This is a genomic window from Streptomyces sp. NPDC029292 (assembly GCF_055569295.1).
Window position 1 is genome coordinate 21,601 of record NZ_JBVHXR010000003.1, and the last position, 26,623, is coordinate 48,223.

Consider the following 26,623-nt stretch of genomic DNA (forward strand, 5'->3'; position numbering starts at 1 on the left):
CGTGCGGTGTCCGTGGCGACGTGTGCGCGGAGCGTGGCCGGAAGCGGCCTCGTCCTGTCGCTGATACCCTGGTAGCCCGTGGACCGGTGGGCAAGAAACCCCCGAACCGCAGCGACGGCGCCTCCGGAAATCTCCGGACACCACGCCGGTACGCACCCCAGACCGCGACCACGGGAGCCCCCTCTTGGCCATGCCGCCCGCTGCTTTTCGAAACAGCACAGCCACGACGACCAAGCACATCTTCGTCACCGGGGGTGTCGCCTCCTCCCTCGGCAAGGGCCTGACCGCCTCCAGCCTGGGCGCGCTGCTCAAGGCGCGGGGTCTGCGGGTCACCATGCAGAAGCTCGACCCGTACCTGAACGTCGACCCGGGCACCATGAACCCGTTCCAGCACGGTGAGGTGTTCGTCACCAACGACGGCGCCGAGACAGACCTGGACATCGGTCACTACGAGCGCTTCCTCGACGTGGACCTGGACGGCTCGGCCAACGTGACCACCGGCCAGGTGTACTCGACGGTCATCGCCAAGGAGCGGCGCGGCGAGTACCTGGGCGACACGGTTCAGGTCATTCCGCACATCACCAATGAGATCAAGCACCGCATCCGCCGCATGGCCACCGACGACGTCGACGTCGTCATCACCGAGGTCGGCGGCACGGTCGGCGACATCGAGTCCCTGCCGTTCCTGGAGACGGTCCGCCAGGTCCGTCACGAGGTCGGCCGCGACAACGTGTTCGTCGTGCACATCTCGCTCCTCCCGTACATCGGCCCGTCCGGGGAGCTGAAGACGAAGCCGACCCAGCACTCGGTTGCGGCGCTGAGGAACATCGGTATCCAGCCGGACGCGATCGTGCTGCGTGCCGACCGCGAGGTGCCCACCGCGATCAAGCGCAAGATCTCGCTGATGTGTGACGTCGACGAGGCGGCCGTGGTCGCGTGCATGGACGCCAAGTCGATCTACGACATCCCCAAGGTCCTGCACACCGAGGGCCTGGACGCGTACGTCGTCCGCAAGCTGGACCTGCCCTTCCGCGACGTGGACTGGACGGCCTGGGACGACCTGCTCGACCGCGTCCACAACCCGCTCCACGAGATCAACCTGGCGCTCGTCGGCAAGTACATCGACCTGCCCGACGCCTACCTCTCGGTCACCGAGGCGCTGCGCGCCGGCGGCTTCGCCAACAAGGCCCGCGTGAAGATCAAGTGGGTCACCTCGGACGACTGCAAGACCTCGGCAGGCGCCGCCAAGCAGCTCGGCGACGTCGACGCGATCTGCATCCCCGGCGGCTTCGGTGACCGCGGTGTGTCCGGCAAGGTCGGCGCCATCCAGTACGCCCGCGAGAACAAGATCCCGCTGCTCGGCCTGTGCCTGGGCCTGCAGTGCATCGTGATCGAGGCCGCGCGCAACCTGGCCGACATCCCGGACGCCAACTCCACCGAGTTCGACTCCGCCACCGGCCACCCGGTCATCTCCACCATGGCCGAGCAGCTCGACATCGTGGCGGGCGAGGGCGACATGGGCGGCACGATGCGGCTGGGCATGTATCCGGCCAAGCTCGCCGAGGGCTCCATCGTGCGCGAGGTGTACGACGGCAAGGAGTACGTCGAGGAGCGCCACCGTCACCGCTACGAGGTGAACAACGCCTACCGCGCCGAGCTGGAGAAGAAGGCCGGTCTGCAGTTCTCCGGCACCTCCCCGGACGGCAAGCTGGTGGAGTACGTCGAGTACCCGCGCGAGGTGCACCCCTACCTGGTCGCGACCCAGGCGCACCCGGAGCTGCGCTCCCGCCCGACCCGCCCGCACCCGCTCTTCGCCGGCCTGGTCAAGGCCGCCGTGGAGCGCAAGACGGGCAAGTAACACAAGGGTTGTACGGTGGCCGGGGTGCGTGCCTTGCGGGGTGCGCACCCCGGTTTCCGTTACCGGTACCGGCTTCTTTTGCACGTGTGGGAGGACAGGCATGACGATCAAGGACACCGCCGAGGAGTGGGAGGTCCGGGCGAGCGAGACCCCGTTCGTCGGGAACAAGACCTCCGTCCGCACCGACGACGTGGTCATGCCCGACGGATCGGTCGCCCGCCGCGACTACCAGGTCCACCCCGGCTCCGTGGCCGTCCTCGCCCTCGACGACCAGGGCCGTGTCCTGGTGCTGCGCCAGTACCGCCACCCCGTGCGCCACAAGCTCTGGGAGATCCCGGCCGGACTGCTCGACATCCCCGGCGAGAACCCGCTGCACGCGGCCCAGCGCGAGCTCTACGAAGAGGCGCACATCAAGGCCGAGAACTGGCGCGTGCTGACCGACGTCTACACCACGCCCGGCGGCTGCTCCGAGGCCGTCCGCATCTTCCTCGCCCGCGATCTCTCCGAGGCCGAGGGGGAGCGCTTCGAGGTCGAGGACGAAGAGGCCGACATGGAGCTGGCCCGGGTCTCCGTCGACGAGCTCGTGCGTGGCGTGCTCGCCGGTGACCTGCACAACAACTGCCTGGTCGTCGGCGTCCTTTCGCTGGTCGCCGCGCAGAACGGCGACGGACTCGACGCGCTGCGCCCGGCGGAGGCGCCCTGGCCGGCGCGGCCCTTCGAGGTCTGACACACCCTCCGGCTCCCCGCTGACACCCTTCCGACGCCATCAGTCCTACGATCGCTTGATCCGATCGGGGGACGTGTCCGCCGCGCTCCGCACGGATCGTCGCAGAGCGTGAACTAGGCTCGGAAAACGCCCCGTCCGGAGTCCCGGCGGGCTGGCGCGCGCAGTGGGACGGGAGTGTGGCCCGTGACGGATCAGGCGGTGGACAACGGCGGCACCAAGGTGTCGTCCAGGGGGCAGCGCCCGGCTGCCGGGTCCGCTCCCACGGGGAGTCAGTTCCTCGGCCGCACAAGAGAGTTGAAGGAACTCCGGGCCGACATCGAGCGCGCGGGCCTGGACACCCTCTCCGGTCGCAAGGCACCCCGCGCGCGCGTGCTGCTCATCGCGGGCAAGCCCGGCTCGGGCCGCACCGCGCTCGCCGAGGAACTCGTACGGCAGGTCGCCGAGAGTTACCCCGACGGCGTGCTGCGCGCCCGGCTCGCCGAGCCCGACGGCACCCCGGTGCCCACCGAGCGCGCCGCGCGGGAGCTGCTCACCGCCCTGGAGCTGCCCACGCCGCCCGGGGCGGGCGCCGACGACCTCGGCGAGGCCCTGCGCGAGGCCCTCGCCACTCGCCGCGTACTGCTCCTGCTCGACGACGCGGCCGACGCCGGGCAGGTCGACGCCCTGCTGCCCGACACCCCGGAATGCCTGGTCGTCGCCGTCTCCGGGGGACCACTGACCGGCATCGCGAACGTCCGCCCCTGCACCCTGGGTGGTCTGGACACCAAATCCGCCCTGGAACTCCTCGACCGCTTCACCGGCTCGGTGCGCATCACCGTCGACCCGCTCGCCGCCGAGGGCCTGGTGGAGCTGTGCGCGGGCCAGCCCGCCGCCCTGGTGCTCGCCGGGGGCTGGCTCGCGGCCCGCCCCCAGTCGGCGGTCGCCGACCTCGCCAAGAAGCTGCGCACCGAGAGTGACGAGGGCTCGCCGCTCGCCCGGGTCTTCCGGGTCTCGTACGCCTCGCTGCCGGTCACTGCCGCGCGGATACTGCGACTGCTCTCGCTGGCCCCGGCCGGTCTCGTCGACCCGCACACCGCGTCCGCGCTGGCCGGCTGCTCGGTGGGCACCGCCCGCGCCGCGCTCGACGACTTCGCCGGGCTCGGCCTCGTCCGGCTCGTCGAGTCGCCGCTGCCGCAGTACGAGGTGCCCGGCTGCCTGCTGCCGCTGCTCCGCGCGCTCACCGAGACCCACGACCGCCCGGCCGAGCTGCAGCTGGCCCGCGCCCGGATGCTGGAGCGGACCGTACGGCTGCTGGCGTCGTGCCGCGCCATCACCGAGACCGACAGCTCGCCCGCCCGCGAGAAGCTCGCCGGAATGCCCCGCGCCCTGCGCTTCCCGACCCCCCGGGCCGCAGCCGACTGGCTGCGCATCCGGCAGCCCGCCCTGCTGGCCGCCGCCCGCCTCGCGGTCGCCGACGGGGAGCTGGACACGCTGGCCCGCCGCCTCATGGCCGCGCTGGTGCGGGCCATGGTCGCGCACGTCGGTACGCAGGCCGCGGCGCCCGAGCTGTATGGCATCCACCAGCTCGTCCTGGACGTCGCCGAGCGCCGCAGCCTGCCCCGCGAGAAGGCCGCGGCCCTGCTGAACCTCGCCGACCTGGACGCCCAGACCGGCCGGACGGCCGAGGCGCTCGCCCGCTACCGGGCCGCACTGGACGCCGGACGCGCAGCAAATGACCCGTATGCGACCGGGCGCGCGATGGAATCCGTAGGCGGCGCCCACCAGGAGCTCGGGGACTACGACCGGGCCGCCGACTGGTACGGCAGGGCGCTCGCCCAGCGCCTCGCGCGCGACGAGCGCGTGGACGCCGCCCGGCTGTACGGCCGTATCGCCACCGCACACACCTACGCGGGCCGCTACGGCGAGGCGCTGCGCAACTGGCGCGCCGCCGTCACCGGACACCGCAGGAACGGAGATGTGGCCGCCCAGGCAAGGGCGTTGAGCGAGCTGGGGCGCGTCCAGGAGTACGCGGGACGGCCCGAGGAGTCACTGCGCACCTGCCAGGAGGCGGTCGAGTGGGCGCGCCGCGCCGAGGACGTGCGCCTGCAGGCCGCGCTGCAGCTCCGACTGGCCGACACTCTGGACCGGCTCGGCGACCCGGCGGCCGCCCGGCTGCACCGCGGTGCAGCCGGGCGCATGCTGGGTAACGAGCTCCCGGAGAGCGCGATGGCCATGGAACAAGGCACTAACGCCTACGAAATCCGCAGTACATCCGCAGAAGATTGATGCATTGAAAGGCTAGACAGAGAGAATCCCTTCATTAGACTGGCTCCGCCGCGTTCTTTCGTGGTGTCTCCCGGTGTGCTCCCGTACGTCGGGTATGACATGCATTGCCTGGCTTGCATCGCCTCGGCATGCATAGCCCCAGAACCCTCTGAGTCAAGGACCGTGATCGACGTGAAGGTCGGCATCCCCCGCGAGGTCAAGAACAACGAGTTCCGGGTGGCCATCACCCCCGCCGGCGTGCACGAGCTGGTGCGCAACGGCCACCAGGTCTTCATCGAGCAGAACGCCGGCGTCGGCTCCTCGATCACGGACGACGAGTTCGTCTCCGCCGGTGCGCAGATCCTCGGCACCGCCGACGAGGTCTGGGCCACCGCCGACCTGCTGCTCAAGGTCAAGGAGCCCATCGCGGAGGAGTATCACCGCCTCCGCAAGGACCAGACCCTCTTCACCTACCTGCACCTGGCCGCATCCAAGGAGTGCACGGACGCCCTCCTGGAGTCCGGCACCACGGCGATCGCGTACGAAACGGTCGAGCTCCCCAGCCGCGCGTTGCCGCTGCTCGCCCCGATGTCCGAGGTCGCGGGCCGCCTCGCCCCGCAGGTCGGCGCCTACCAGCTGATGCGCGCCAACGGCGGCCGTGGCGTCCTGCCCGGCGGTGTCCCCGGTGTGCTGCCCGCCAAGGCCGTCGTCATCGGCGGCGGCGTCTCCGGCTGGAACGCCGCGCAGATCGCCATCGGCATGGGCTTCCAGGTGACCCTGCTCGACCGTGACATCAACAAGTTGAAGGAGGCGGACAAGATCTTCGGCACGAAGATCCAGACCGTCGTCTCCAACGCCTTCGAGCTCGAGAAGGCCTGCCTCGAGGCCGACCTCGTCATCGGTGCCGTCCTCATCCCGGGCGCCAAGGCGCCGAAGCTGGTCACCAACGAGCTTGTTTCGCGGATGAAGCCGGGAAGTGTCCTTGTCGACATCGCGATCGACCAGGGCGGCTGCTTCGAGGACTCGCGTCCCACCACCCACGCCGAGCCGACCTTCCCGGTCCACAACTCGGTCTTCTACTGCGTCGCCAACATGCCCGGCGCGGTGCCCAACACCTCGACGTACGCGCTGACCAACGCCACACTGCCGTACATCGTCGAGCTCGCGAACCGGGGCTGGGTCGAGGCCCTTCGCCGTGACCCCGCGCTGGCCAAGGGCCTCAACACCCATGACGGCAAGGTCGTTTACCGCGAGGTCGCCGAGGCGCACGGTCTCGAGCACCTCGAGCTGGAGACCCTGCTCGGCTGAGCCCCGGCGCGGCCCCGCGCCGCGCTCCGAGTCGACTTTTCAGCTGACTCCGGGATGACAAAAGGCGATACGTCAACATAGATCGTCAACACCGCGCACCCGGCCGGACCTTGCCCGACAAGGTCCGGCCGGATGTGTGTCGGGTCACTTTGCGGCACTCGTTCAACTCGCCACGAAGGTAACTCTTTAACCGATTCGCACACCCGTGAAACCTGCTGTGCGACGGCCTTACGCCCTTGACAGAGGGGTGTTCGGTTGCCGACACATCGGGTCGGGTCCGGCGGATTGTGTTGCTGCGGACCGGTGACACGCCATAGAGTCGCCAACCGTCGGCATGGTGCCACGCTGACCTATCTAGAAGTTTCCTGGTCACCAAGGAGGTAAGACGACTTGTGAATGAGTCGACATTTTCTCCCGGGGGTGGTCAACCAGGAATGCCGGCGCGGGGCCAGAGCCCCACGGGGCTCGAGGCTGTCGGCTCCGTCGCTGTCCGAACCTTCGCAGCCCAAAAGAGTCCCCGGATGACTCAGACAGCACACCCGAGCATGGATGGCCATCACGTGAACGCCATGGCCGGCAACGGAAGTGGCGAGAACCGCACCCACTTCGCCGACTACGACGAACTGCCCGAGGGGCACTTCTACGACCCCGACGCCGAGTACGAGCCCGATCCCGAGTACGCGGCCACGCTCGCGCCGGACGCGGCCCGTCAGCGCCGTGAGCGCGTCGGCCCGACCGGGCGCCCGCTGCCGTACTTCCCGATCCCGGGCCCGCTGACCGACCACGGCCCCGCGAAGATCATCGCGATGTGCAACCAGAAGGGCGGCGTCGGCAAGACGACGTCGACCATCAACCTGGGTGCCGCGCTCGCGGAGTACGGACGCCGGGTCCTGCTCGTCGACTTCGACCCGCAGGGCGCGCTCTCGGTGGGCCTCGGCGTCAACCCGATGGAGCTCGACCTCACCGTCTACAACCTGCTCATGGAGCGGGGCATGGCGGCCGACGAGGTGCTCCTGAAGACGGCGGTCCCGAACATGGACCTGCTGCCCAGCAACATCGACCTGTCCGCCGCCGAAGTGCAGTTGGTGAGCGAGGTCGCCCGTGAGTCCACGCTGCAGCGCGCCCTGAAGCCGCTGATGGCCGACTACGACTACATCGTGATCGACTGTCAGCCCTCGCTCGGCCTGCTCACCGTCAACGCCCTGACGGCGGCTCACAAGGTGATCGTGCCCCTGGAGTGCGAGTTCTTCGCCCTCCGCGGTGTCGCGCTGCTCACCGAGACCATCGAGAAGGTCCAGGAGCGGCTCAACCCCGAGCTGGAGCTCGACGGCATCCTCGCCACGATGTACGACTCCCGCACGGTGCACAGCCGTGAGGTGCTCGCGCGCGTGGTCGAGGCGTTCGACGATCACGTCTACCACACGGTGATCGGCCGGACCGTCCGCTTCCCGGAGACCACCGTCGCCGGTGAGCCGATCACCACGTACGCCTCCAACTCCGTCGGTGCCGCCGCTTATCGCCAGCTCGCCAGGGAGGTGCTCGCCCGGTGTCACGCCGAGTGAGTCTGCCGGGGGCCGACGAACTGTTCCGTACCACCGGGGGAATGGCGCTCCAGGCGTCCACACCCTCGCGCCGGACCAACGGCGAGGCCCGGGTCCCGGCTCCCGCGGGCGAGAGTGACGCGGCCGCCGCCGGGGAGGACGCGCCGCAGTCGGTGCCCGTCCAGGGCGGCGACGGCGAGGGCGACGAACATGTCGCGGCCGACGCCGAGTCCGACGCGGGGGAGTCCCGCAGCCGGGGTGCGGCTCCGGAGCGCTCCGGGCGGCGTCAGACGGCGCAGGAAGGTTCTGCCGCCGGGCAGCAGTCCCGCAAGCGCCAGCGCGCCGCCAACCGGCGGCCCAGCGGGCGGGAGCGGCACGACGAGAAGATCACGGTGTACGTGTCGGCCGAGGAGCTCATGGATCTCGAGCACGCCCGGCTGGTGCTCCGGGGTGAGCACGGGCTGGCCGTCGACCGCGGGCGGATCGTCCGCGAGGCGGTCGCCGTCGTGCTCGCGGATCTTGAATCCCGGGGGGACGCGAGCATTCTCGTGCGACGGCTTCGCGGGCGGTAGGCGGTAGCCTGCGAGCGCCATGCCCTCGTACGACGCCTCAACCCCCTCCTCCGGCCCCGCCGGCCGTCGGCGTGTCCTGGGGCGGGGCCCCGGGGCGGCACCGGTCCCCGTCGAGGAGCCGGTCGCGCCTCAGGTCGTGCCTCCGGTGGAGACGGTGCCCGATCCGCCTGCCGGCGACGTCGGTGGAGCCACCGAGGAACGGCCCGCTGCGGAAGTCGGAGCGACCGAGGAACCGACCGCTGCGGAAGCCGGAGTCACCGAGGAACCGACCGCTCCGGAAGTCGGAGCCACCGGGGAATTGACCGCTGCGGAGCCCGAAGGAGCCACGCAGGAACCGCCCGCTGCCGAGCCCGAAGAAGCCAGTGACGGTGTCTTCAAGGTGCGGCTCTCGAACTTCGAGGGGCCCTTCGATCTGCTGCTTCAGCTGATCTCCAAACACAAGCTCGACGTCACCGAAGTCGCCCTCTCCAAGGTCACCGACGAGTTCATGGCGCACATCAGGGCGATGGGGCCGGACTGGGACCTGGACCAGACGACCGAATTCCTGGTCGTCGCGGCCACGCTGCTCGATCTCAAGGCCGCGCGGCTGCTGCCCACCGCCGAGGTCGAGGACGAAGCCGATCTGGCGCTGCTGGAGGCGCGGGACCTGCTGTTCGCGCGGCTGCTGCAGTACCGCGCGTACAAACAGATCGCGGACATCTTCAACGCCCGCCTCGAGGAGGAGGCCCGCCGCTGCCCCCGTACCGTCGGGCTCGAAGCCCATCACGCCGAGCTGCTTCCCGAGGTGGTCATCAGCATCGGGGCGGAGGGATTCGCGAAGCTCGCCGTGAAGGCGATGCAGCCCAAGCCCAAGCCGCAGGTGTACGTCGATCACATCCATGCCCCGCTGGTCAGTGTGCAGGAGCAGGCCGGGATCGTGGTGGCGCGGCTGCGGGAGCTGGGGGAGGCCAGTTTCCGCGACCTCGTCGAGGACACCGACGACACGCTGACCGTCGTGGCCCGCTTCCTCGCGCTGCTGGAGCTGTACCGTGAGAAGGCCGTGGCGCTCGACCAGGAGGACGCCCTCGGGGAGCTGGTCGTGCGCTGGACCGGCGGGGACAGTGACGAGCAGCCGAGGGTGACGGACGAGTTCGACCGGCCGCCCGAGGAAGCCAAGGACGACGCCAAGGAAGACGCCAAGAAGGAGAAGGCGTGAGCGAGGAGACCACCGAGATCCCGGCAGGGCTGCGCACCGTCGCCGACCTCGATCTCAAGCCCGCCCTGGAGGCCGTCCTCATGGTCGTGGACGAGCCCGCGACCGAGGAGCACCTCGCGAAGATCCTGGAGCGGCCGAAGCGGCAGATCGCGGACGCGCTGCGCGAGCTGGCCGACGAGTACACCGTCCAGGGCCGCGGCTTCGAGCTGCGGCTCATCGCGGGCGGCTGGCGTTTCTACACCCGGCCCGAGTACGCGACGGCCGTCGAGCGCTTCGTTCTGGACGGGCAGCAGGCCCGGCTCACCCAGGCGGCTCTGGAGACGCTCGCGGTCGTCGCGTACCGCCAGCCGGTCAGCCGTTCGAGGGTCTCGGCGGTCCGCGGAGTGAACTGTGACGGTGTGATGCGCACCCTGTTGCAGCGCGGTCTGGTCGAGGAGGCGGGCACGGAACCCGAAACAGGTGCGATCCTGTACACGACGACGAACTACTTCCTGGAGCGAATGGGCCTGCGCGGTCTGGACGAGCTCCCGGAGCTCGCGCCCTTCCTCCCCGAGGCGGACGCGATCGAGGCCGAGACGCTGGAAGGGGTCCCGTCGTTCGATCCGGATGCACCGGATGCAGATGCAGACGACACGACGACGACGGAACTTTGATGCGAAGCAGTGGCAGTGGCAGTGGCAGGAACAGCGGGCGCGGCAACCCCCGGGGGACCGGTGGGGGCGGCAGCGCTCGGGGGACCGGTGGGCGCGGCTCCCAGCCGAGGAGCGGGGCAGGGCGCGACGACAAGCCGAAGCGCGAGAGCAAGCCCCGTCCCGAGGAGCGCCGCTACGACGTGGGCCCCGGCGCCTCCAAGGACGGCCCGAAGTCCGGGCGCGGCGCGTCCGCGCGCGGCGGCGCCAAGGGTGGCCCCAAGCAGGGCCAGCAGCGCGGCGGCCGTACGGAGCCGGCGCGCTCCCGCGAGTACGAGACGCGGGCCGAGGAGCGAAACCGGGACCGGTACGCGGGCAAGAAGGACATCAAGCTGCCCAAGACCTTCCCGGGCGCCGAGCAGGAGGGTGAGCGCCTGCAGAAGGTGCTCGCGCGCGCGGGCTACGGTTCGCGGCGCTCCTGCGAGGAGCTGGTCGAACAGGCCCGGGTCGAGGTCAACGGCGAGATCGTCCTGGAGCAGGGTCTGCGCGTCGACCCGGAGAAGGACGAGATCAAGGTCGACGGGCTGACCGTGGCCACGCAGTCGTACCAGTTCTTCTCGCTGAACAAGCCCGCCGGTGTCGTCTCCACCATGGAGGACAACGAGGGCCGTCAGTGCCTCGGCGACTACGTGACGAACCGCGAGACGCGGCTCTTCCACGTGGGCCGGCTCGACACCGAGACCGAGGGCGTCATCCTGCTCACCAACCACGGCGAGCTGGCGCACCGCCTGACCCACCCGAAGTACGGCGTGAAGAAGGTTTACCTCGCGCACATCGTGGGCCCGATCCCGCGCGACCTGGGCAAGCAGCTCAAGGACGGCATCCAGCTGGAGGACGGGTACGCGAAGGCGGACCACTTCCGGGTCGTCGAGCAGACCGGCAAGAACTACCTGGTCGAGGTGACCCTCCACGAGGGCCGCAAGCACATCGTGCGCCGCATGCTCGCGGAGGCCGGATTCCCGGTCGACAAGCTGGTGCGCGTGGCCTTCGGCCCGATCACCCTGGGCGACCAGAAGTCGGGCTGGCTGCGGCGTCTGTCGAACACCGAGGTCGGCATGCTCATGGCCGAGGTCGGCCTCTAGGCCTCGCGGCCCCGCGCGTACGACGGCCGGTCCCGGAACTTCTCCGGGGCCGGCCGATTCGTTTTCGCCGCTCCGCCGGTCTGTACCGGTGAGCGAAGGGAGCGGCGATGGCTGCGACGACGGACCGCGACGAGTTCGTACGGCTGACCGATCCGTACCGGCGGGAGCTGCTCGCGCACTGCTACCGCATGCTCGGGTCGGTCGACGACGCCGAGGACCTCGTCCAGGAGACGTATCTGCGGGCCTGGCGGTCCTACGACGGATACGAGGGCCGGGCGTCCTTGCGCACCTGGCTGCACCGGATCGCCACGAATACGTGTCTGACGGCTTTGGAGGGCCGGGTGCGCCGTCCGCTGCCCTCCGGGCTCGGCGGGCCGGGAGACGCGCCTGAGGAGCCTCTGAGGGCCCCCGCCACGGATGTCCCGTGGCTCCAGCCGCTGCCCGACGCGCTCGTCGACCCGGCGACCGTCGTGGCGGCGCGGGGAAGCCTGCGGCTCGCGCTCGTCGCCGCGCTGCAGAACCTGCCGGCGCGGCAGCGGGCCGTGCTCATCCTCCGGGACGTGCTGGCCTGGCGGGCGTCCGAGGTCGCCGCGGTGCTCGACACCTCGACGGCGGCGGTCAAGAGCAGCCTCCAACGCGCGCGTGCCCGGCTCGACGAGGTGGCGCCCGACGAGGACCTGGTGACCGAGCCCGAGGACCCCGGGGACCGCGAGCTGATCGACCGCTACATGTCGGCCTTCGAAAACGCCGACATGGAGGCCCTGCTCGGGCTCCTCCAGGACGGCGTCGAGCTGGAAATGCCGCCCCACTTGGAGTGGTTCAGCGGCACGAAGGACGTGCTGCGCTTCCTGGGAGCGCGTGTCGGCGAACGGGGACGTGTGCGGATGGTGCCCACGCGGGCCAACGGGCAGCGCGCGGTGGGGGCGTACGAGCGGGGCGCGGACGGCGCGTACCGGGCGCACTCCTTGCAGGTGCTCGACGTGCGCGCGGCACGCGCCCCGCAGGTGTTCGACGCACGCGCCCTGCACGTGCCCGGCGTACGTGCCCCGCACGTGCCCGGCGTACGCGAGGTGCGCATCGCGCGCATCACCGCCTTCCTCGATCCGGACCTCTTCGCGCGCTTCGGGATGCCGAAGGTGCTGCCGCAGGTGCCGTCGTGAACTCCGGGGAGCTGCTGGAACGCTCGCTCGCGTATGCCCTGGGAAGCGTCGCCGCCGTGGTGCCCGGGAGCCTCCGGCGGGCCACGCCGTGCCCCGGGTGGGACCTGGGGGAGCTGCTCCGGCACCTCGACGACTCGGTGGACGCGCTCTACGAAGGCGTCGCCGGGGGGCGCGTGGGGCTGTGTCCCGCGCCGGGCGCGGCCGATCCCGTGTGCGCCTTCCGGGAGCGGGCGTGCGCTCTGCTGGGGGCGTGGGCGGTGGTGTCGGGGGAGGTGCCGTCCGCCGAGCGCGCCGTGGGCGTGGGTGATCGGTCACTGGAGCTGGGGCTCCTGGCCGCCGTCGGCGCCGTCGAGATCGCCGTGCACGGGTGGGACGTGGCACAGGCCTGCGGGCAGTCGCGGCCGATTCCGTCGGCGCTCGCCGCGGAGCTGCTCCCGGTGGCGCGGTGCGTCGTCGCGGACGCGGACCGGGGCGTGCGCTTCGCCGCGCCGGTCGGCGTGCCGTCGTCGTGGCCCCGGCCCGACGACCGGCTGCTGGCCTTCCTCGGCCGGCGCCCGAGCCCGCCGCGATTCCTTTCCGGGACGGGGCCGGTCTGCCTCTCGTGAGTGATCTCGTGACCTCACGAAAGGAAACGTCATGGCTGACACCCTGCGGGCCCCGGTCCGTGAACCAGCCGCCGGAGCCGCGCCGCCACGCCGCGCGTGGACCGTCGTCCTGGCCGGACTCGGGGCGCTGCTCTGCTCCCTCGACGTGGTCGTCGTCGCCACCGCGCTGCCCGCCCTGCGGGCCGACTTCGGGGCGAGCCTGTCCGACCTGGAGTGGACGATCAACGCGTACAACCTGGTCTTCGCCTGCCTCACCCTGACCGGCGCCGCGCTCGGCGACCGCTTCGGGCGACGGCGCATGTACGTCGTCGGGCTGGCCGTCTTCACGCTGGCCTCGGCCCTGGCGGCCCTCGCGGGCGGCCCCGGGCAGCTCATCGCCGCGCGCGTGGTCCAGGGCGCCGGAGCGGCCGTCCTGCTCCCGCTCACCCTGACCCTGATCAGCGACGCGTTCCCGGCCGAGAAGCGCGGCGTCGCGATCGGCGTGTGGGGCGGGGTGACCGGGCTCGGCGTGGCCGCCGGACCGGTGCTCGGCGGCGCCGTCACCGAGGGCCTGTCCTGGCAGTGGATCTTCTGGCTGAACGTGCCGACGGGGCTCGCGATGCTTCCCCTGGCTGCCCTCAAGCTCCGCGAGAGTTACGGTCCCCGCCCCCAACTCGACGTCGCGGGGCTGCTGCTCGCGGCCGTGGGCCTGACCGGTCTCGCCTGGGCGCCGGTGCGGGCGCCGGAGGCGGGCTGGGGGAGCGCCGAAGTGCTGGGCGCGCTGGCCGCCGGAGTCGTCTTCGTGACGGCCTTCCTCGGCTGGGAGCGGTCGCGGGCGCGCTACCCGATGCTGCCGCTCGCGCACTTCAGGCGGCGCGGCTTCTCCACCGCCAACGGCGCCGTCTTCCTGATGTTCATGTCGCTGCTCGGTTCCCTGTTCATGATCACGCAGCTCTTCCAACTCGGCCTGGGCAACTCCCCGTTGCAGGCCGGCGTCCGGATCCTGGTGTGGACCGGTATGCCGCTGCTGGTCGCGCCGCTCGCGGGCGCGCTCGCCGACCGGTTCGGGAACCGGCCCTTCATGCTGGGCGGTCTCGTCCTCCAGGCGGTGGGAATCGGACTGCTCGCCCGGCAGGTCCAGCCCGGTGTCGGCTACGGCAGCCTGGTCGTGCCGCTGATCATCGCCGGGATCGGCATCTCCATGGTCTTCCCCACCGTCGCGAACGCCGTGACCTCGTCGGTGCCGCCCGGTGACGCGGGCGTCGCGGCCGGCGTCAACAACGCGCTGCGCGAGCTGGGCGGGGTCTTCGGAGTCGCCGTCGCCGCGGCCGTGTTCACGCGGTACGGGGGCTACGGCTCGCCGAAGGCCTTCGTCGACGGCTGCGGACCCGCGCTGTGGGTCTCGGCGGGGGTCTCGGCGGCGGGGGCGGTGGTGGCGGCGCTCGCACCGTCGCGCGCCCAGCTCTGAAGGGCGGCGATTTTCCCGCACCCGGGCATAAATACCGGAACTTTCCCGCGCCCAGGGCTTGTTGGCGCCCACTCACCGCTTTATAGTCGTAATGACTATAGTCAGTATGACTATAAATAGGGGGTGGGTGGGCGTGCACGCACGCGAAGGCCGCGCGCCCGGCGGCCAGGTACCCGAGGGCTACGACAAGTACGCGTTCGAACCCTTCGCCGTCACCGTCGACCTGGCCGTCCTGACGGTCCGCGCGGGCGTGCTCCAGGTGCTGCTCGTCGAGCGGGGGCAGGAGCCGTACGTGGGCCGCTGGGCGCTGCCCGGCGGCTTCGTGCTGCCGGACGAGTCCGCGGAGACGGCGGCCCGCCGCGAACTCGCCGAGGAGACCGGCCTGTCGGACGTCTCCGGACTCCACCTGGAACAGCTGCGGACCTACAGCGAACCCGGCCGCGACCCCAGGATGCGGGTCGTCTCCGTCGCGTTCGCCGCGCTGCTCCCGGATCCTCCCGAGCCGCGCGGCGGCGGCGACGCGGCGCAGGCCCAGTGGCTGCGGTACAACGCACTCGGTCCGCTCGCCTTCGACCACGACCGGATCCTCGCCGATGCCCACGAACGCGTCGGCGCCAAGCTCGAGTACACCTGTCTCGCCACTTCCTTCTGCCCGCCCGAGTTCACCCTCGGAGAGCTGCAGCAGGTCTACGAGACTGTGTGGGGCACCGCCCTCGACCGGCCGAACTTCCGGCGCAAGGTCCTCGCCACGCCGGGCTTCGTCGAGCAGGTCCCGGGCGCCGCGCGTCTCACCGGGGGCCGCGGCAAACCGGCGGCGCTCTACCGCGCGGGCGACGCCAAATCCCTGCACCCACCCCTGCTGCGTCCCACCTCGGAAGGACGGCCCACATGACCACCACGACGCTCGCCAAGCGCGCCGCCACCGGATCGCTGCTCGGTCTCGCCCTCGGCGACGCGCTCGGATCCCCGACCGAGTTCAACTCCGTGCCGGCGATCCTCGACAAGTGCGGGCCGTGGCGCCGGATGGAGCTGCCCAGGCCCGCGAAGGTCACGGACGACACGCAGATGACGCTGGCGCTGGCGCGGGGGCTGCGCACGGCCATGGACCGCGGCCTGCTCGGCCCGCTGCGGATGGAGCGGCCGGTTCGCGAGGAGTTCGTGAACTGGTACCAGTCGCCCGACAACAACCGCGCACCCGGTCGCACCTGCCTCGTCGCCTGCAACCTGCTGAAGAAAGAGGGCCGCCCCTGGCAGGAGGCCAGCCAGATCGGCTCCAAGGGGTGCGGCGCCAACATGCGCGTGGCGCCCGTCGGGCTCGTACGAGGGCTGAGTGACGAACAGCGCGCGGGTGCCGCGCAGTTGCAGGCCGCGCTCACCCACGGCCATCCCACCGCGCTCGCCGCCTCGGACCTCACCGCACACGCGATCTGGCTCCTCACCCAAGGGGTCGAGCCGATGGGACTCGTCGGCCGGCTGCGCTCGTACGCGTACGAGAACCGCCACCGTTACCACTCCCGCTGGCTCGGCGACCTGTGGACCCGCGGCCAGGACCCCACGCCGGAGCACTTCATCGGGCGCGGCTGGGACGAGTGCCTGGAGATCCTGGACCACCTGCGGCACGCCGTGCGCACCGTCTCGCCCGAGACCGACCCCTGTCTGGCCACCGGCGGGGGCTGGGTCGCCGAAGAGGCGCTCGCCACCGGCCTGCTGTGCTTCCTGCTGTTCGTCGACGAGCCCCTCGCCGCCCTGCGCCGGGCCGCCTGCACCTCCGGCGACTCCGACTCGATCGCCTGCCTGACGGGCGCCTTCGCGGGCGCCTACCACGGTTCGGACGCCTGGCCGACGTCGTGGGCCGACCGGATCGAGTACCAGGGCGACCTGATGTCGCTGGGGGCGCTCTGGGACGCGTGAGGGAGATCTGGGACGCTGCAGGGATGACCGACGTCCTCGACCTCGACCTCAAAGCCGTGGTGGCCGAACAGCCCGACCCGGTGCTGTTCGCCACCGTCTCCGGGGCGCACTTGTACGGCTTCCCCTCCCGTGACTCGGACGTCGACCTGCGTGGTGTCCACCTGCTGCCGGCGGCCGAACTGGTCGGGCTGCGCGAGCCGGAGGAGACCCGGTCGCGCATGTGGGTCCGTGACGGCGTCGAGATGGACCTGGTCACCCACGACCTGCGCAAGTTCGTACGGCTGATGCTGCGGCGCAACGGCTATGTGCTGGAGCAGCTGCTCTCGCCGCTCGTCGTGCACACCACCGACGCGCACCGCGAACTGGCCGCCCTCGCCCCCGGCGTCCTCACCCGCCATCACGCCCATCACTACCGGCCCGCCGCGGAGCGGCTGATGTCAACGCCGCGACGACGCAGTGGCGGCTGTTCGAGAAGACGGACGAACTCAAACCGCTGCTTTACACGTTCCGCGTGCTGCTCACCGGCATCCACCTGATGCGCAGCGGCGAAGTACAGGCCGATCTGCCCACGCTCGTCGGGCAGGTCGGGGCTCCCGCGTATCTGCCGGACCTGATCGCCGCGAAGGCGGAGCGGGAGCACGGGGCGGCGGACGTCGCCCACGCGCGCGTGGAGGACGACGTGGAGCGGCTGCACATCCTGCTGGAGGAGGCGCAGGCCGTCTCAGCACTGCCGGACGCTCCGTCCGTGTACGACGCCCTGCACGCGTTCGTCGTGCGGGTCCGCCTCGACGGCTGAGGCGCGGCGCACGCGGATCACGAAGTCCTCCACCCGGGCCAGGTCCGGCTCGGGCGGGAGGGGGCTCCCCGCCGCCGCCTCGTCCGCCTCGGTCGCCAGGCGGGACATCCAGGCCTCGAACCGCGGCCAGGGGACCTCGCCGCGCTTGACCGCCAGCAGTGGCTCGCGCTGGTCGCCGACGTCGATGGTCAGGGAGCCGGTGCGCAGCAGGTCGCGGGAGCTCATCAGGAGGCGCAGGAGGTGCATGGCGTGTTTCCAGCGCGGGGCGCCATGTGCGCGGACGTCCGCTTCCAGCTTCTTGCGCTGGCCCAGGGCATAGCGGGCGAAGGTCTCGTGGGCCCGGCGGGAGAGGAACGCCGCGCGGAGAGCCAGGAGTTCGCGGCCCGTGTCGTCGACGGACTCGACGAGGGGGGAGTGCAGGCACTCCAGGATGTTCGGGTTGGCGCGCAGCGCGAGGGTGCAGAAACGCTCCAGCTCCCAGCTGAACTGTTCCTCCGCCGGACCCTCGACATGCGTCGGCGGCTTCTCGAAGCGCCAGAAGAGCGGGGTCGGGGCCAGGAACACGCCCCGGCGGTCGGTGTCGCTGGCGTCCGTGGCCAGGCCGAAGGCGCGCGAACCCATCACGCAGGAGTAGATCATGTGGTCGCGCACCATCGTGTGGTCCCGCACCAGGGCCTCGGAATGCATGTCCCGGAGCGTACGTGGCCTCTCACGCCAGGCGGATCGAATTTCCCTCCACCGTGATCTGCTTCGCGGGCAGCGGACGCGTGGCCGGGCCGTGGACCACCGCGGCGTTCTCGATCTTGTACTTGCTGCCGTGGCAGGGGCAGTTGATGGTGCCGTCCGAGACGGTGCTCACCGTGCAGCCCTGATGGGTGCAGATGGCCGAGAAGGCCTTGAACTCGTCCTTCTTGGGCTGGGTGACCACGACCTTCTGGTCCTTGAAGATCGTGCCTCCGCCGACCGGGATGTCGGTCGTCTTGGCGAGCGCGTCACCGGCTGCCTGGGCGCTGCTGTTGCTGTCGCCGTACTTGCTGCACCCCGCGAGCAGGGTGGCGGCCGCGCCCGTTGCGAGGACCGTGCGTCGCGCCGGGGGGTTCGTCATGTCGTCACTCCGAACGTGCGGAAGAACCAGAGAGCCGACGTCAGCCAGATGGCCGTGAGGACGCTGAAGACGAGTCCCCCGACGATCGGCAGCAGCCAGCCGGGCAGTCGCTCCGAGCGGAGCAGGAGCATTTTGGCACTAAATGCCCCAAAGAAGAAGCAACCCAGAAGCGAGTGCCACAGCACCCGCGGCTCGTACGTCTGATAGCCCAGCGCGTACAGACAGTGCACGGCCACCGGCACCGCCACCAGGAACGCGACCCGCCCCGACCAGCGGTGCAGTACCGGCGCCCAGCTCGGCCCCGGCAGCTTCCCGTAGACCATGAACGCCGAAACGAGCTGGACGAGCGCGAAGGCGAATGCCGTTGTCGCCAGCCACGACTTCACCGCGCCCGTGCTGCTGAACCCGGCGAGGTTGAAGGCGGTGCCCGCCGGGTCGTGCACCTTGCCGTACACGCCGAGGCCGACCGCGACCGCCGCGGCGACCAGGGCCGGGACGAGATAGCGGGCGGGCTGCGGGCGGCGGTGCGCGGGCTGGGGAGAGGGGAAGCCCTGGGTGGCGGCGTTCGGGTCCACGGTCATGATCGGCTCCCTACGGAGGAGGGCGTCGGAGGAGCAGGCTGGAGGGGAAAGCCGGAGGAGAAGGCCGGGAAGAGCGGGTCAGGGGGTCACGGGTCGCGCGGTGAGCGTCTGGCCGTCGATCGTCACGGCGCCGGTCTCCGGGTCGATCCGGGGCGCCGCCGAGCGCTTGCCGTCGCGGTCGAGGATGCCGACCTGCTTGCCGCCGGGCAGCACGATCCAGCCGCCGTCCAGCTTCGCGCCGCGCACGGTGGCGGTCGCCCGGTACAGCCCGGACGGCTTGACCGCCTTGTCCGCGGTGAATCCGTAGCGCCGGCCGCCCAGGTCGACGGTGCCGCGGATCTGCTTGCCCTCCTTGAGCGTGCCGTTCAGCTCGGCGCCCTGCTTGCCGGTGAGCTTCATGGTGCCGTCGTCCTTGACGTCGCCCTTCAGCCACGACTCCTTGTCGTGCCCGTCGCAGAAGTACGCGATCGCCTTGCCGTCGCGCAGCGAGACCGCGACCGCCGAGGAGTCGTCGTCGGTACGGCCCGCGTAGTCGGCGTTCGCGGGCGCGCTCTTCGAAGGAGACGGGGTCGGTGACGGCGTCATCCGCGTGGGCGTCGGGCTCGACGACGCCTTCGGGCTGGGCGATTCCTCCTGGTACGACGACGCGCTCTTCGTCCCCGTCGTCGCGTTGAGCGACAGCATGAACAGGCCGAGCAGCAGGCCCGCGAGAAGAGTGAGAAGGGGTCCTGGACGCTTCATGCGGGCCTCCCCCGAGGCGAGTCTCCTGCCATGAGAGCGGACCCGTGCCCCCGCGTCCAGAGGCGCACGGGTGTGTTCTGACTACAAGTGGCGGAATAGGGCGATTCGAGTGACATTGGCAGAATCTGAGGCCGGGCGGTGACCTACCCCCGGCCGCACTCTCGAAAGGCGTGACCATGGCGGGTAATGATCTCGGCAGCCTGCTCGGCGGTCTCCTCGGCGGAGGCGGCCAGGGCGGCGCCTCCGGCGCGGGCAACATCCTGGGCGCCCTGCTGGGGGCCATCGGCGGTGGCGGCGGCCAGGGCGGCAACAGCCAGCTCGGTGGACTGCTGGACATGCTCACCAAGTCCGGCCTCGTGGAGCAGAAAGACTCCTGGGTCGGCACCGGCGAGAACCAGCAGGTCACCGGCGCGCAGATCCAGCAGGCGCTGCCGGACGAGACCCTCAAACAGGTCGCCGAACAGGCCGGAGTCACCGCGGACCAGGCGGCGACCCAGATCGCCCAGGCCCTGCCGCAGGCGGTCGACAAGCTGACCCCGAACGGAGAGGTTCCTTCCGGTTCGCTGGAGGACCTCATCAAGGCGCAGCAGGTCTGAGCCCAGCCCGGTGCGCGGCGACCGTCTCGTCAGGCGGGCGCCGCGCACCCGCGCGTTGCGCGCTGACTACGCTGGTGTGACAAGACATGTACGCAGATCAGCAAGGAGCAACACCGTGGCGGTACGAGCGGTCCGGGGCGCCGTCCAACTGGAACGGGACGAGGCCGGGCACATGGACGAGCAGGTCAGCGAGCTGCTCACCGCCGTCCTGGAGCGGAACGAGCTCACCACGGAGGACCTGATCAGCATCTGGTTCACGGCCACCCCCGATCTGCACTGCGACTTCCCGGCCGCCGCGGCGCGCAAGCTGGGCATCGTCGACGTGCCGCTGATCTGCGCGCAGGAGCTGGACATCGAGGGCGCGATGCCCCGAGTCGTACGGGTCCTCGCGCACATCGAGTCCGACAAGCCGCGCGCCGGCATCGTGCACGTCTACCTGGGTGCCGCGGGCGCGCTCCGCAAGGACATCGCCCAGTGAGAACCGCACTCGTCATCGGAACCGGGCTGATCGGTACGTCCGCGGCCCTGGCGCTCGCGGCACGCGGCGTCGTCGTCCACCTCGTCGACCACGACCCGGAGCAGGCCCGTACGGCGGCCGCGCTCGGCGCCGGCACGGACGAGACGCCCGACGGTCCGGTGGACCTCGCGATCGTGGCAGCGCCGCCCGCACATGTGGCCGCGACCCTCGCGGACGCCATGCGCCGCGGCGTCGCGCGCGGCTACCTCGACGTGGCCAGCGTCAAGGGAGGCCCGCGCCGCGAACTGGAGGCGCTCGGCCTCGACCTCTCCTCGTACATCGGCTCGCACCCCATGTCGGGCCGCGAGAAGTCGGGTCCGCTGGCCGCCACCGGTGACCTCTTCGAGGGGCGCCCCTGGGTCCTGACGCCCACCCGCGACACGGACACCGAGGTCCTGAACCTCGCCCTGGAGCTGGTGTCGCACTGCCGTGCCGTCCCCGTCGTCATGGACGCGGACGCCCACGACCGTGCCGTCGCGCTCGTCTCGCACATGCCGCACCTGGTGTCCAGCATGGTCGCCGCGCGCCTGCAGCACGCGGAGGAGGCGGCGGTACGGCTCTGTGGCCAGGGCATCCGTGACGTGACCCGCATCGCGGCCTCCGACCCCCGGATGTGGATCGACATCCTCTCCGCGAACCCGGGCCCGGTCGCCGACCTCCTCGCGGACGTCTCCGCAGACCTCGACGAGACGGTCCAGGCCCTGCGCGCCCTCCAGTCCTCCGACGAGGCCAAGCGCCGCGAGGGCGTCACCGGCATCGAGGACGTCCTGCGCCGCGGCAACGCCGGGCAGGTCCGCGTTCCCGGCAAGCACGGCTCCGCTCCGCGCACCTACGACGTGGTGGCCGTCCTCATCGACGACCAGCCGGGCCAGCTGGCCCGCATCTTCGCCGACGCGGGGGTGGCCGGGGTCAACATCGAGGACGTACGCATCGAGCACGCGACCGGGCAGCAGGCCGGTCTGGTCCAGCTGATGGTGGAGCCGAAGGCGGCACCGGTGCTGAGCACGGCGCTGCGGGAGCGGGGCTGGGCGCTGCGGCAGTAGCGCCCTTGCCCAGGGCCCGGGAAGGGCCAGTAATACGGGGTCCGCGGAGCCAGTAACCTTGTGCGGGGCGCGATCGTGTCCCGTACAAACCTCCGCTCCGCACCAGGAAGGTGTCCCCACCGTGGAAAACGGCGCTGCCCGGACCGCCCCGGCTGTGATTGTCGCCATCGACGGCCCCTCCGGCACGGGCAAGTCGAGCACCTCGAAGGCCGTGGCCGCGCAGCTCGGGCTGAGCTACCTGGACACCGGGGCCCAGTACCGGGCGATCACGTGGTGGATGGTGAGCAACGGGATCGACATCACGGACCCGAGCGCGATCGCCGCGGTCGCGGGGAAGCCGGAGATCGTCTCCGGGACCGACCCGTCCGTGCCGACGATCACCGTCGACGGGACCGATGTCGCGGGTCCGATCCGCACTCAGGAGGTCACCTCCAAGGTGAGCGCGGTCAGCGCGGTGCCGGAGGTGCGCGCCCGGATCACCGAGCTGCAGCGCTCGATAGCGGCTTCCGCCGGGACCGGGATCGTCGTCGAGGGGCGTGACATCGGCACCACCGTGCTGCCCGACGCCGACCTGAAGATCTTCCTCACCGCGTCCCCGGAGGCGCGTGCCGCCCGCCGCAGCGGTGAGCTGAAGGGTGCCGATGTGCACACCACCCGCGAGGCTCTGCTGAAGCGGGACGCGGCCGACTCCAGCCGCAAGACCTCGCCGCTCGCCAAGGCGGACGACGCGGTCGAGGTGGACACCTCCGACCTCACGCTGCAGCAGGTCATCGAGTGCGTCGTCACCCTCGTCGAGGAGAAGCGGGCCGCCAAGTGACCGCACCTTCGGAGCGGGGCGCCGAGGTCGGGCGCCGTATCGGCGTCGGCCTGATGTACGGGCTGTGGAAGCCGCGCGTCCTCGGCGCCTGGAAGGTCCCCGCGACCGGCCCGGCGATCCTGGCCGTGAACCACTCGCACAACATCGACGGCCCGATGGTCATGGGCGTGGCGCCCCGGCCCACGCACTTCCTGATCAAGAAGGAAGCGTTCATCGGCCCGCTCGACCCCTTCCTGCTCGGCATCGGCCAGCTGAAGGTGGACCGCGAGACCACCGACCGCACGGCGATCACCGACGCGCTGGGCGTCCTCGACAACGGCGGCGTCCTGGGGATCTTCCCCGAGGGCACCCGGGGCGAGGGCGACTTCGCCTCGCTGCGGGCCGGGCTCGCGTACTTCGCGGTACGCAGCGGGGCGCCGATCGTCCCGGTGGCGGTCATGGGAAGTTCTGAGAAGAACAGCCGGTTGATAAAGGGGCTGCCCCCGCTGCGCAGCCGGGTCGACGTCGTCTTCGGTGACCCCTTCGAGGCGGGCGACGGCAGCGGACGGCGTACCCGCAAGGCGCTGGACGAGGCGACCGCCCGCATCCAGAAACAGCTGAGCGCCCACCTGGACCACGCCAGGCGTCTGACCGGACGCCCGGAAAACGCCGGGCGCCCCACCGGGCACTAGGCGACACTTGAGTAGTGGATCACCCGATATGCGGGCGGTCCACCGATCACCACGAATGAACGACGAGGTACGGACTTCATGAACGACCACATCCAGCCCGAGGGCTCGGCAGAGCACGAGCACGGGGCGCTTGGCGATGCCGAGTACGCGGAGTTCATGGAGCTCGCCGCGGAAGAGGGCTTCGACATCGAGGACGTCGAGGGCGCGATCGAGGCGGCGGGCCACGGTCCGCTGCCCGTCCTCGCCGTCGTCGGCCGCCCGAACGTCGGCAAGTCGACCCTGGTGAACCGCATCATCGGCCGTCGCGAGGCGGTCGTCGAGGACAAGCCGGGCGTCACCCGCGACCGCGTCACCTACGAGGCCGAGTGGGCGGGCCGCCGCTTCAAGCTCGTCGACACCGGCGGCTGGGAGCAGGACGTCCTCGGCATCGACGCGTCCGTCGCCGCGCAGGCCGAGTACGCGATCGAGGCGGCCGACGCGGTCGTCTTCGTCGTCGACGCCAAGGTCGGCGCCACCGACACCGACGAGGCGGTCGTACGCCTGCTGCGCAAGGCCGGCAAGCCCGTCGTCCTGTGCGCCAACAAGGTCGACGGCCCGAGCGGTGAGGCCGACGCCTCGTACCTCTGGTCCCTCGGTCTCGGCGAGCCGCACCCCGTCTCCGCGCTGCACGGCCGCGGCACCGGCGACATGCTGGACGCCGTCCTGGAGGCGCTGCCCGAGGCCCCGGCGCAGACCTTCGGCACCGCGGTCGGCGGCCCCCGCCGCATCGCCCTCATCGGCCGCCCGAACGTCGGCAAGTCGTCCCTGCTGAACAAGGTGGCCAACGAGGACCGCGTGGTCGTCAACGAGATCGCGGGCACCACCCGTGACCCGGTCGACGAGCTGATCGAACTCGGCGGCGTCACCTGGAAGTTCGTCGACACGGCGGGCATCCGCAAGCGCGTCCACCTCCAGCAGGGCGCCGACTACTACGCCTCGCTGCGCACGGCCGCCGCCGTCGAGAAGGCCGAGGTCGCGGTCATCCTGATCGACGCGTCCGAGACCATCTCCGTGCAGGACCAGCGCATCGTGACGATGGCCGTCGAGGCGGGCCGCGCGATCGTCCTCGCCTTCAACAAGTGGGACACCCTCGACGAGGAGCGCCGCTACTACCTGGAGCGGGAGATCGAGACCGAGCTCCTCCAGGTGGCCTGGGCGCCGCGGGTGAACGTGTCGGCACGCACCGGCCGTCACATGGAGAAGCTCGTCCCGGCGATCGAGACGGCCCTGGACGGCTGGGAGACCCGCGTCCCGACCGGCCGGCTGAACGCCTTCCTCGGCGAGCTCGTCGCCGCCCACCCGCACCCGATCCGCGGCGGCAAGCAGCCCCGCATCCTGTTCGGTACGCAGGCGGGCACCAAGCCCCCGCGGTTCGTGCTCTTCGCTTCCGGCTTCATCGAGCACGGCTACCGGCGCTTCATCGAGCGCCGGCTGCGGGAGGAGTTCGGCTTCGAGGGGACGCCGATCCATATCTCGGTGCGGGTGCGCGAGAAGCGCGGCGCCAAGAAGAAGTAGCGACAGCGGGAAGACAGCGGGAGAGGGACGGCTCCTCAAGGAGCCGTCCCTCTCCCGCTGTTCCGTTCAGAGCCCCCTGCGCGGCGCGGGCGGCAGCGCGGCCGGGATGTGGTGCATTCCCGTGCTGTGCTGCCGCCCGTTCGTCTGCCAGACGGCGGTCGTCGTCGTGGTGTGACCGTGCAGCGCGGCACTCTGGCGCGCGGAGTGCGCACCGGCGCTGTAGGAGCTGTACGAGTTGTGCGAGCCGTACGAGTGCGAACTGTGCGGGAGGCTTCCGAAAGCCGTGAAGCCCATGTTCTCTTCGCCGTGGCGGTCTCCGGGCAGGGCCCTGAAAGACCTCACCCACTCGGCGGAGAGCGCGTCGTAGATCGGCGTGGCCGATGGACCGCCCGGAGGGTCCTCAGCAGATCGCGCGGACGGGATCGGCTGGAAGGGCTGGCGGCGGGGGACGTCGTAGGTGTGCACGTATGTGCCAACGACCCCGCCGCTCAACGGATGCGGCCACCGTGTCGCTTTCGCAGGTCAACGGGAGCGTACGGCGCCCCGAAGGGGGCGCGGGGCTGTGCCGTCATGCGCCTCCGCCGTGTGGGCGTGCAGCCACGTATGCCCCGCGGCCGACGACCGTGTGGGCGTGCAGCCACGTATGCCCCGCAGTCAGCGACCGCGCGGGCGCGACAAGCCGCGTACGCCCCGCGGCCAACGACGCGCCCGCGGTTTCCCTCGCCGCGCCCGGCGGAGCGCTCAGGTGCCCGCGAGCGGCATGGCCGAAGCGACGAGCTTGCCGTTGGCCGCCGCCTTGTCCAGCGCGTCGCGCAGCAGGTCCTCGCGGGGCTGGCGGCCGATCGAGCCGACCGGGGCGGCGAACAGCAGTACCTGCTGGTGCTTGTTGGCGGCCGCCCGCCAGCTGTCGGCGACCTGGAGCGCCTGGTGCGCCTGCCACCAGGCGACGGGCGAGCCGCCGCCGGTGCCCGGCTGCAGCACGGCGTGCAGCTGGCCCATGGCGAGCAGCACGGACCAGCCGTGCAGCACGGGCGGCACCGAGTTCAGCTCGGTCAACGGCATGAAGCCCTGCTCGATGAGGAGGGGCAGGAAGTCGTCGCCGATGTCGGTCGAGCCGGGGCGCACGATGGGCCCGGTCGGCTCGACCACGAGCGCCGGGTGCAACTCGCCGCTGATCAGGACGAGTCCGCTGGTCACACCGAGCACGGCCTGCTCGGGGGCGGCCCCGGCGGGTGCTCCGTCGGGGTGGATCGAGCGGACGGCGCCCTGCAGTTGCTCCTCGGTGACCTGGACGACCTGTGAGGGCAGACAGGTGGCATGGGCGAAGGCGAGGACAGCGGTCTCGTCGCCGATGAACAGGACGGTGCTGGTGCGCTCCTGTTCCGAGTCGCCCGGGGTGCGGCAGGACGTGCAGTCGTAACTGCCGGGGGCGTTCTCTCCGGCGAGCAGCCGGTCGGCTTCTTCGTCGCCGATCTCGGCGCGTACGTCGTCGCTGACGTCGAGCATGCGCGGCACGGTGGCTCCTCGGGATGCGGTGCGTGGCGGTGCCGGGTGGCTCCCGGCCCATGAACCCGGGGGGTCCCCGGCTCATGAAGATGACAACGGGCGATCTGTGGCCGGAGTCACGCCCGAGAACGAACGGAATCGAACCATCCGGCGCGCAGGGTGAGGCAGCCGGCGGAATCTGTTACTCCGAGTCAACTTCTCGGATTTCCAAGGAAGTTGACTCGGTGAAGTGGGTCACAGATCACCAGGGCGACAGGTCGACAAATCCGGAAATCACCCAATGAAGTGGGTGGCCGAAAGTCGACGATACTCGCGGTAACGGCTAACTGGCCTCGAATGATAAGGAGTTGGTTGATA

26 protein-coding genes and 1 pseudogene are annotated in these 26,623 nt (G+C 71.0%); 21 read left to right on the top strand and 6 right to left on the bottom strand.

Annotated elements, in window-relative coordinates:
- Positions 1 to 190: 190 nt before the first annotated feature.
- From ACZ4WS_RS08330 to ACZ4WS_RS08400, 15 genes and pseudogenes are all read left to right on the top strand, one after another.
- Entirely contained in the window at positions 191 to 1,858 is a 1,668-nt protein-coding gene (locus ACZ4WS_RS08330; protein WP_467979240.1) for a CTP synthase, read from the top strand.
- Between the two features lie 100 nt (positions 1,859 to 1,958).
- A complete protein-coding gene (locus ACZ4WS_RS08335) occupies positions 1,959 to 2,585 on the top strand; it encodes an NUDIX domain-containing protein (RefSeq protein WP_467978393.1) in 627 nt (208 codons plus the stop codon).
- Positions 2,586 to 2,768: 183 nt separating this feature from the next.
- On the top strand, positions 2,769 to 4,850 hold the full coding sequence (locus ACZ4WS_RS08340; protein ID WP_467978395.1) for a tetratricopeptide repeat protein: 2,082 nt from the start codon (positions 2,769 to 2,771) through the stop codon (positions 4,848 to 4,850).
- A 162-nt stretch (positions 4,851 to 5,012) separates the two neighbouring features.
- Positions 5,013 to 6,137, top strand: coding sequence for an alanine dehydrogenase (gene ald / locus ACZ4WS_RS08345; protein WP_467978397.1), 1,125 nt, complete (start codon positions 5,013 to 5,015; stop codon positions 6,135 to 6,137).
- A 434-nt stretch (positions 6,138 to 6,571) separates the two neighbouring features.
- Positions 6,572 to 7,699 carry a ParA family protein gene (locus ACZ4WS_RS08350; RefSeq protein ID WP_467978398.1) on the top strand — a complete coding sequence of 376 codons (1,128 nt, stop codon included), beginning with the start codon at positions 6,572 to 6,574 and terminating at the stop codon, positions 7,697 to 7,699.
- A complete protein-coding gene (locus ACZ4WS_RS08355) occupies positions 7,684 to 8,250 on the top strand; it encodes a hypothetical protein (RefSeq protein ID WP_467978401.1) in 567 nt (188 codons plus the stop codon). Before ACZ4WS_RS08350 ends, ACZ4WS_RS08355 begins: the two co-directional genes overlap by 16 nt.
- A 19-nt stretch (positions 8,251 to 8,269) precedes the next feature.
- A complete protein-coding gene (locus ACZ4WS_RS08360; protein ID WP_467978403.1) occupies positions 8,270 to 9,445 on the top strand; it encodes a segregation and condensation protein A in 1,176 nt (391 codons plus the stop codon).
- Complete coding sequence (scpB, locus tag ACZ4WS_RS08365; protein ID WP_467978405.1) at positions 9,442 to 10,098, top strand: SMC-Scp complex subunit ScpB; 657 nt, start codon at positions 9,442 to 9,444, stop codon at positions 10,096 to 10,098. Before ACZ4WS_RS08360 ends, scpB begins: the two co-directional genes overlap by 4 nt.
- Positions 10,098 to 11,216 (top strand): pseudouridine synthase, encoded by a 1,119-nt coding sequence (locus ACZ4WS_RS08370; RefSeq protein WP_467978406.1) that lies wholly within the window; start codon positions 10,098 to 10,100, stop codon positions 11,214 to 11,216. The genes scpB and ACZ4WS_RS08370 overlap by 1 nt, the downstream gene beginning before the upstream one ends.
- Before the next feature lie 107 nt (positions 11,217 to 11,323).
- Positions 11,324 to 12,376 (top strand): sigma-70 family RNA polymerase sigma factor, encoded by a 1,053-nt coding sequence (locus tag ACZ4WS_RS08375; RefSeq protein WP_467978408.1) that lies wholly within the window; start codon positions 11,324 to 11,326, stop codon positions 12,374 to 12,376.
- Positions 12,373 to 12,981, top strand: coding sequence for a TIGR03086 family metal-binding protein (locus tag ACZ4WS_RS08380; protein ID WP_467978410.1), 609 nt, complete (start codon positions 12,373 to 12,375; stop codon positions 12,979 to 12,981). Before ACZ4WS_RS08375 ends, ACZ4WS_RS08380 begins: the two co-directional genes overlap by 4 nt.
- Before the next feature lie 31 nt (positions 12,982 to 13,012).
- Positions 13,013 to 14,428 carry an MFS transporter gene (locus tag ACZ4WS_RS08385; protein WP_467978411.1) on the top strand — a complete coding sequence of 472 codons (1,416 nt, stop codon included), beginning with the start codon at positions 13,013 to 13,015 and terminating at the stop codon, positions 14,426 to 14,428.
- A gap of 133 nt (positions 14,429 to 14,561) precedes the next feature.
- A complete protein-coding gene (locus ACZ4WS_RS08390; protein WP_467978413.1) occupies positions 14,562 to 15,320 on the top strand; it encodes an NUDIX hydrolase in 759 nt (252 codons plus the stop codon).
- Complete coding sequence (locus tag ACZ4WS_RS08395) at positions 15,317 to 16,339, top strand: ADP-ribosylglycohydrolase family protein (RefSeq protein ID WP_467978415.1); 1,023 nt, start codon at positions 15,317 to 15,319, stop codon at positions 16,337 to 16,339. The genes ACZ4WS_RS08390 and ACZ4WS_RS08395 overlap by 4 nt, the downstream gene beginning before the upstream one ends.
- 23 nt (positions 16,340 to 16,362) lie before the next feature.
- Positions 16,363 to 17,135, top strand: a pseudogene (locus tag ACZ4WS_RS08400) (nucleotidyltransferase domain-containing protein).
- Here ACZ4WS_RS08400 and ACZ4WS_RS08405 read toward each other — a convergent pair.
- The 4 genes from ACZ4WS_RS08405 to ACZ4WS_RS08420 form a co-directional block, all read right to left on the bottom strand.
- Positions 17,061 to 17,822 (bottom strand): nucleotidyltransferase domain-containing protein, encoded by a 762-nt coding sequence (locus ACZ4WS_RS08405; protein WP_467978417.1) that lies wholly within the window; start codon positions 17,820 to 17,822, stop codon positions 17,061 to 17,063. The pseudogene ACZ4WS_RS08400 and the gene ACZ4WS_RS08405 overlap by 75 nt on opposite strands.
- A 22-nt stretch (positions 17,823 to 17,844) precedes the next feature.
- A complete protein-coding gene (locus tag ACZ4WS_RS08410) occupies positions 17,845 to 18,240 on the bottom strand; it encodes a Rieske (2Fe-2S) protein (RefSeq protein ID WP_467978419.1) in 396 nt (131 codons plus the stop codon).
- The gene (locus tag ACZ4WS_RS08415) at positions 18,237 to 18,821 is read right to left on the bottom strand and encodes a DUF6529 family protein (RefSeq protein WP_467978420.1); all 585 of its coding nucleotides are present in this window, start codon (positions 18,819 to 18,821) and stop codon (positions 18,237 to 18,239) included. Before ACZ4WS_RS08415 ends, ACZ4WS_RS08410 begins: the two co-directional genes overlap by 4 nt.
- Before the next feature lie 78 nt (positions 18,822 to 18,899).
- Positions 18,900 to 19,562, bottom strand: coding sequence for a hypothetical protein (locus tag ACZ4WS_RS08420; protein WP_467978421.1), 663 nt, complete (start codon positions 19,560 to 19,562; stop codon positions 18,900 to 18,902).
- Positions 19,563 to 19,687: 125 nt separating this feature from the next.
- On the opposite strand from ACZ4WS_RS08420, the gene ACZ4WS_RS08425 reads away from it, so the two are divergent.
- From ACZ4WS_RS08425 to der, 6 genes are all read left to right on the top strand, one after another.
- On the top strand, positions 19,688 to 20,158 hold the full coding sequence (locus ACZ4WS_RS08425) for a YidB family protein (protein ID WP_467979241.1): 471 nt from the start codon (positions 19,688 to 19,690) through the stop codon (positions 20,156 to 20,158).
- A 115-nt stretch (positions 20,159 to 20,273) separates the two neighbouring features.
- Positions 20,274 to 20,636 (top strand): chorismate mutase, encoded by a 363-nt coding sequence (aroH, locus tag ACZ4WS_RS08430; RefSeq protein ID WP_467978422.1) that lies wholly within the window; start codon positions 20,274 to 20,276, stop codon positions 20,634 to 20,636.
- A complete protein-coding gene (locus ACZ4WS_RS08435) occupies positions 20,633 to 21,718 on the top strand; it encodes a prephenate dehydrogenase (protein WP_467978423.1) in 1,086 nt (361 codons plus the stop codon). Before aroH ends, ACZ4WS_RS08435 begins: the two co-directional genes overlap by 4 nt.
- A gap of 121 nt (positions 21,719 to 21,839) precedes the next feature.
- Entirely contained in the window at positions 21,840 to 22,535 is a 696-nt protein-coding gene (gene cmk / locus ACZ4WS_RS08440; RefSeq protein ID WP_467978424.1) for a (d)CMP kinase, read from the top strand.
- Positions 22,493 to 23,206: a lysophospholipid acyltransferase family protein gene (locus ACZ4WS_RS08445; RefSeq protein WP_467978425.1), complete on the top strand. Its 714-nt coding sequence runs from the start codon at positions 22,493 to 22,495 to the stop codon at positions 23,204 to 23,206. The genes cmk and ACZ4WS_RS08445 overlap by 43 nt, the downstream gene beginning before the upstream one ends.
- A 78-nt stretch (positions 23,207 to 23,284) precedes the next feature.
- The gene (gene der / locus ACZ4WS_RS08450; protein WP_467978427.1) at positions 23,285 to 24,760 is read left to right on the top strand and encodes a ribosome biogenesis GTPase Der; all 1,476 of its coding nucleotides are present in this window, start codon (positions 23,285 to 23,287) and stop codon (positions 24,758 to 24,760) included.
- A gap of 66 nt (positions 24,761 to 24,826) precedes the next feature.
- Here der and ACZ4WS_RS08455 read toward each other — a convergent pair whose 3' ends face one another.
- Both ACZ4WS_RS08455 and ACZ4WS_RS08460 read right to left on the bottom strand, forming a co-directional pair.
- On the bottom strand, positions 24,827 to 25,225 hold the full coding sequence (locus tag ACZ4WS_RS08455) for a hypothetical protein (protein ID WP_467978429.1): 399 nt from the start codon (positions 25,223 to 25,225) through the stop codon (positions 24,827 to 24,829).
- A 276-nt stretch (positions 25,226 to 25,501) separates the two neighbouring features.
- Positions 25,502 to 26,275 (bottom strand): hypothetical protein, encoded by a 774-nt coding sequence (locus tag ACZ4WS_RS08460; protein ID WP_467978430.1) that lies wholly within the window; start codon positions 26,273 to 26,275, stop codon positions 25,502 to 25,504.
- Positions 26,276 to 26,623 lie beyond the last annotated feature (348 nt).

What these genes read in the sequence shown, in the direction of transcription:
- ACZ4WS_RS08330 (WP_467979240.1), top strand. Translation starts at nt 191, where the DNA reads ATGCCGCCCGCTGCTTTTCGAAACAGCACAGCCACGACGACCAAGCAC.
- ACZ4WS_RS08335 (WP_467978393.1), top strand. Translation starts at nt 1,959, where the DNA reads ATGACGATCAAGGACACCGCCGAGGAGTGGGAGGTCCGGGCGAGCGAG.
- ACZ4WS_RS08350 (WP_467978398.1), top strand. Translation starts at nt 6,572, where the DNA reads ATGCCGGCGCGGGGCCAGAGCCCCACGGGGCTCGAGGCTGTCGGCTCC.
- ACZ4WS_RS08360 (WP_467978403.1), top strand. Translation starts at nt 8,270, where the DNA reads ATGCCCTCGTACGACGCCTCAACCCCCTCCTCCGGCCCCGCCGGCCGT.
- ACZ4WS_RS08370 (WP_467978406.1), top strand. Translation starts at nt 10,098, where the DNA reads ATGCGAAGCAGTGGCAGTGGCAGTGGCAGGAACAGCGGGCGCGGCAAC.
- ACZ4WS_RS08375 (WP_467978408.1), top strand. Translation starts at nt 11,324, where the DNA reads ATGGCTGCGACGACGGACCGCGACGAGTTCGTACGGCTGACCGATCCG.
- ACZ4WS_RS08385 (WP_467978411.1), top strand. Translation starts at nt 13,013, where the DNA reads ATGGCTGACACCCTGCGGGCCCCGGTCCGTGAACCAGCCGCCGGAGCC.
- ACZ4WS_RS08395 (WP_467978415.1), top strand. Translation starts at nt 15,317, where the DNA reads ATGACCACCACGACGCTCGCCAAGCGCGCCGCCACCGGATCGCTGCTC.
- ACZ4WS_RS08405 (WP_467978417.1), bottom strand. Translation starts at nt 17,822, where the DNA reads ATGCATTCCGAGGCCCTGGTGCGGGACCACACGATGGTGCGCGACCAC.
- ACZ4WS_RS08410 (WP_467978419.1), bottom strand. Translation starts at nt 18,240, where the DNA reads ATGACGAACCCCCCGGCGCGACGCACGGTCCTCGCAACGGGCGCGGCC.
- ACZ4WS_RS08415 (WP_467978420.1), bottom strand. Translation starts at nt 18,821, where the DNA reads ATGACCGTGGACCCGAACGCCGCCACCCAGGGCTTCCCCTCTCCCCAG.
- ACZ4WS_RS08420 (WP_467978421.1), bottom strand. Translation starts at nt 19,562, where the DNA reads ATGAAGCGTCCAGGACCCCTTCTCACTCTTCTCGCGGGCCTGCTGCTC.
- der (WP_467978427.1), top strand. Translation starts at nt 23,285, where the DNA reads ATGAACGACCACATCCAGCCCGAGGGCTCGGCAGAGCACGAGCACGGG.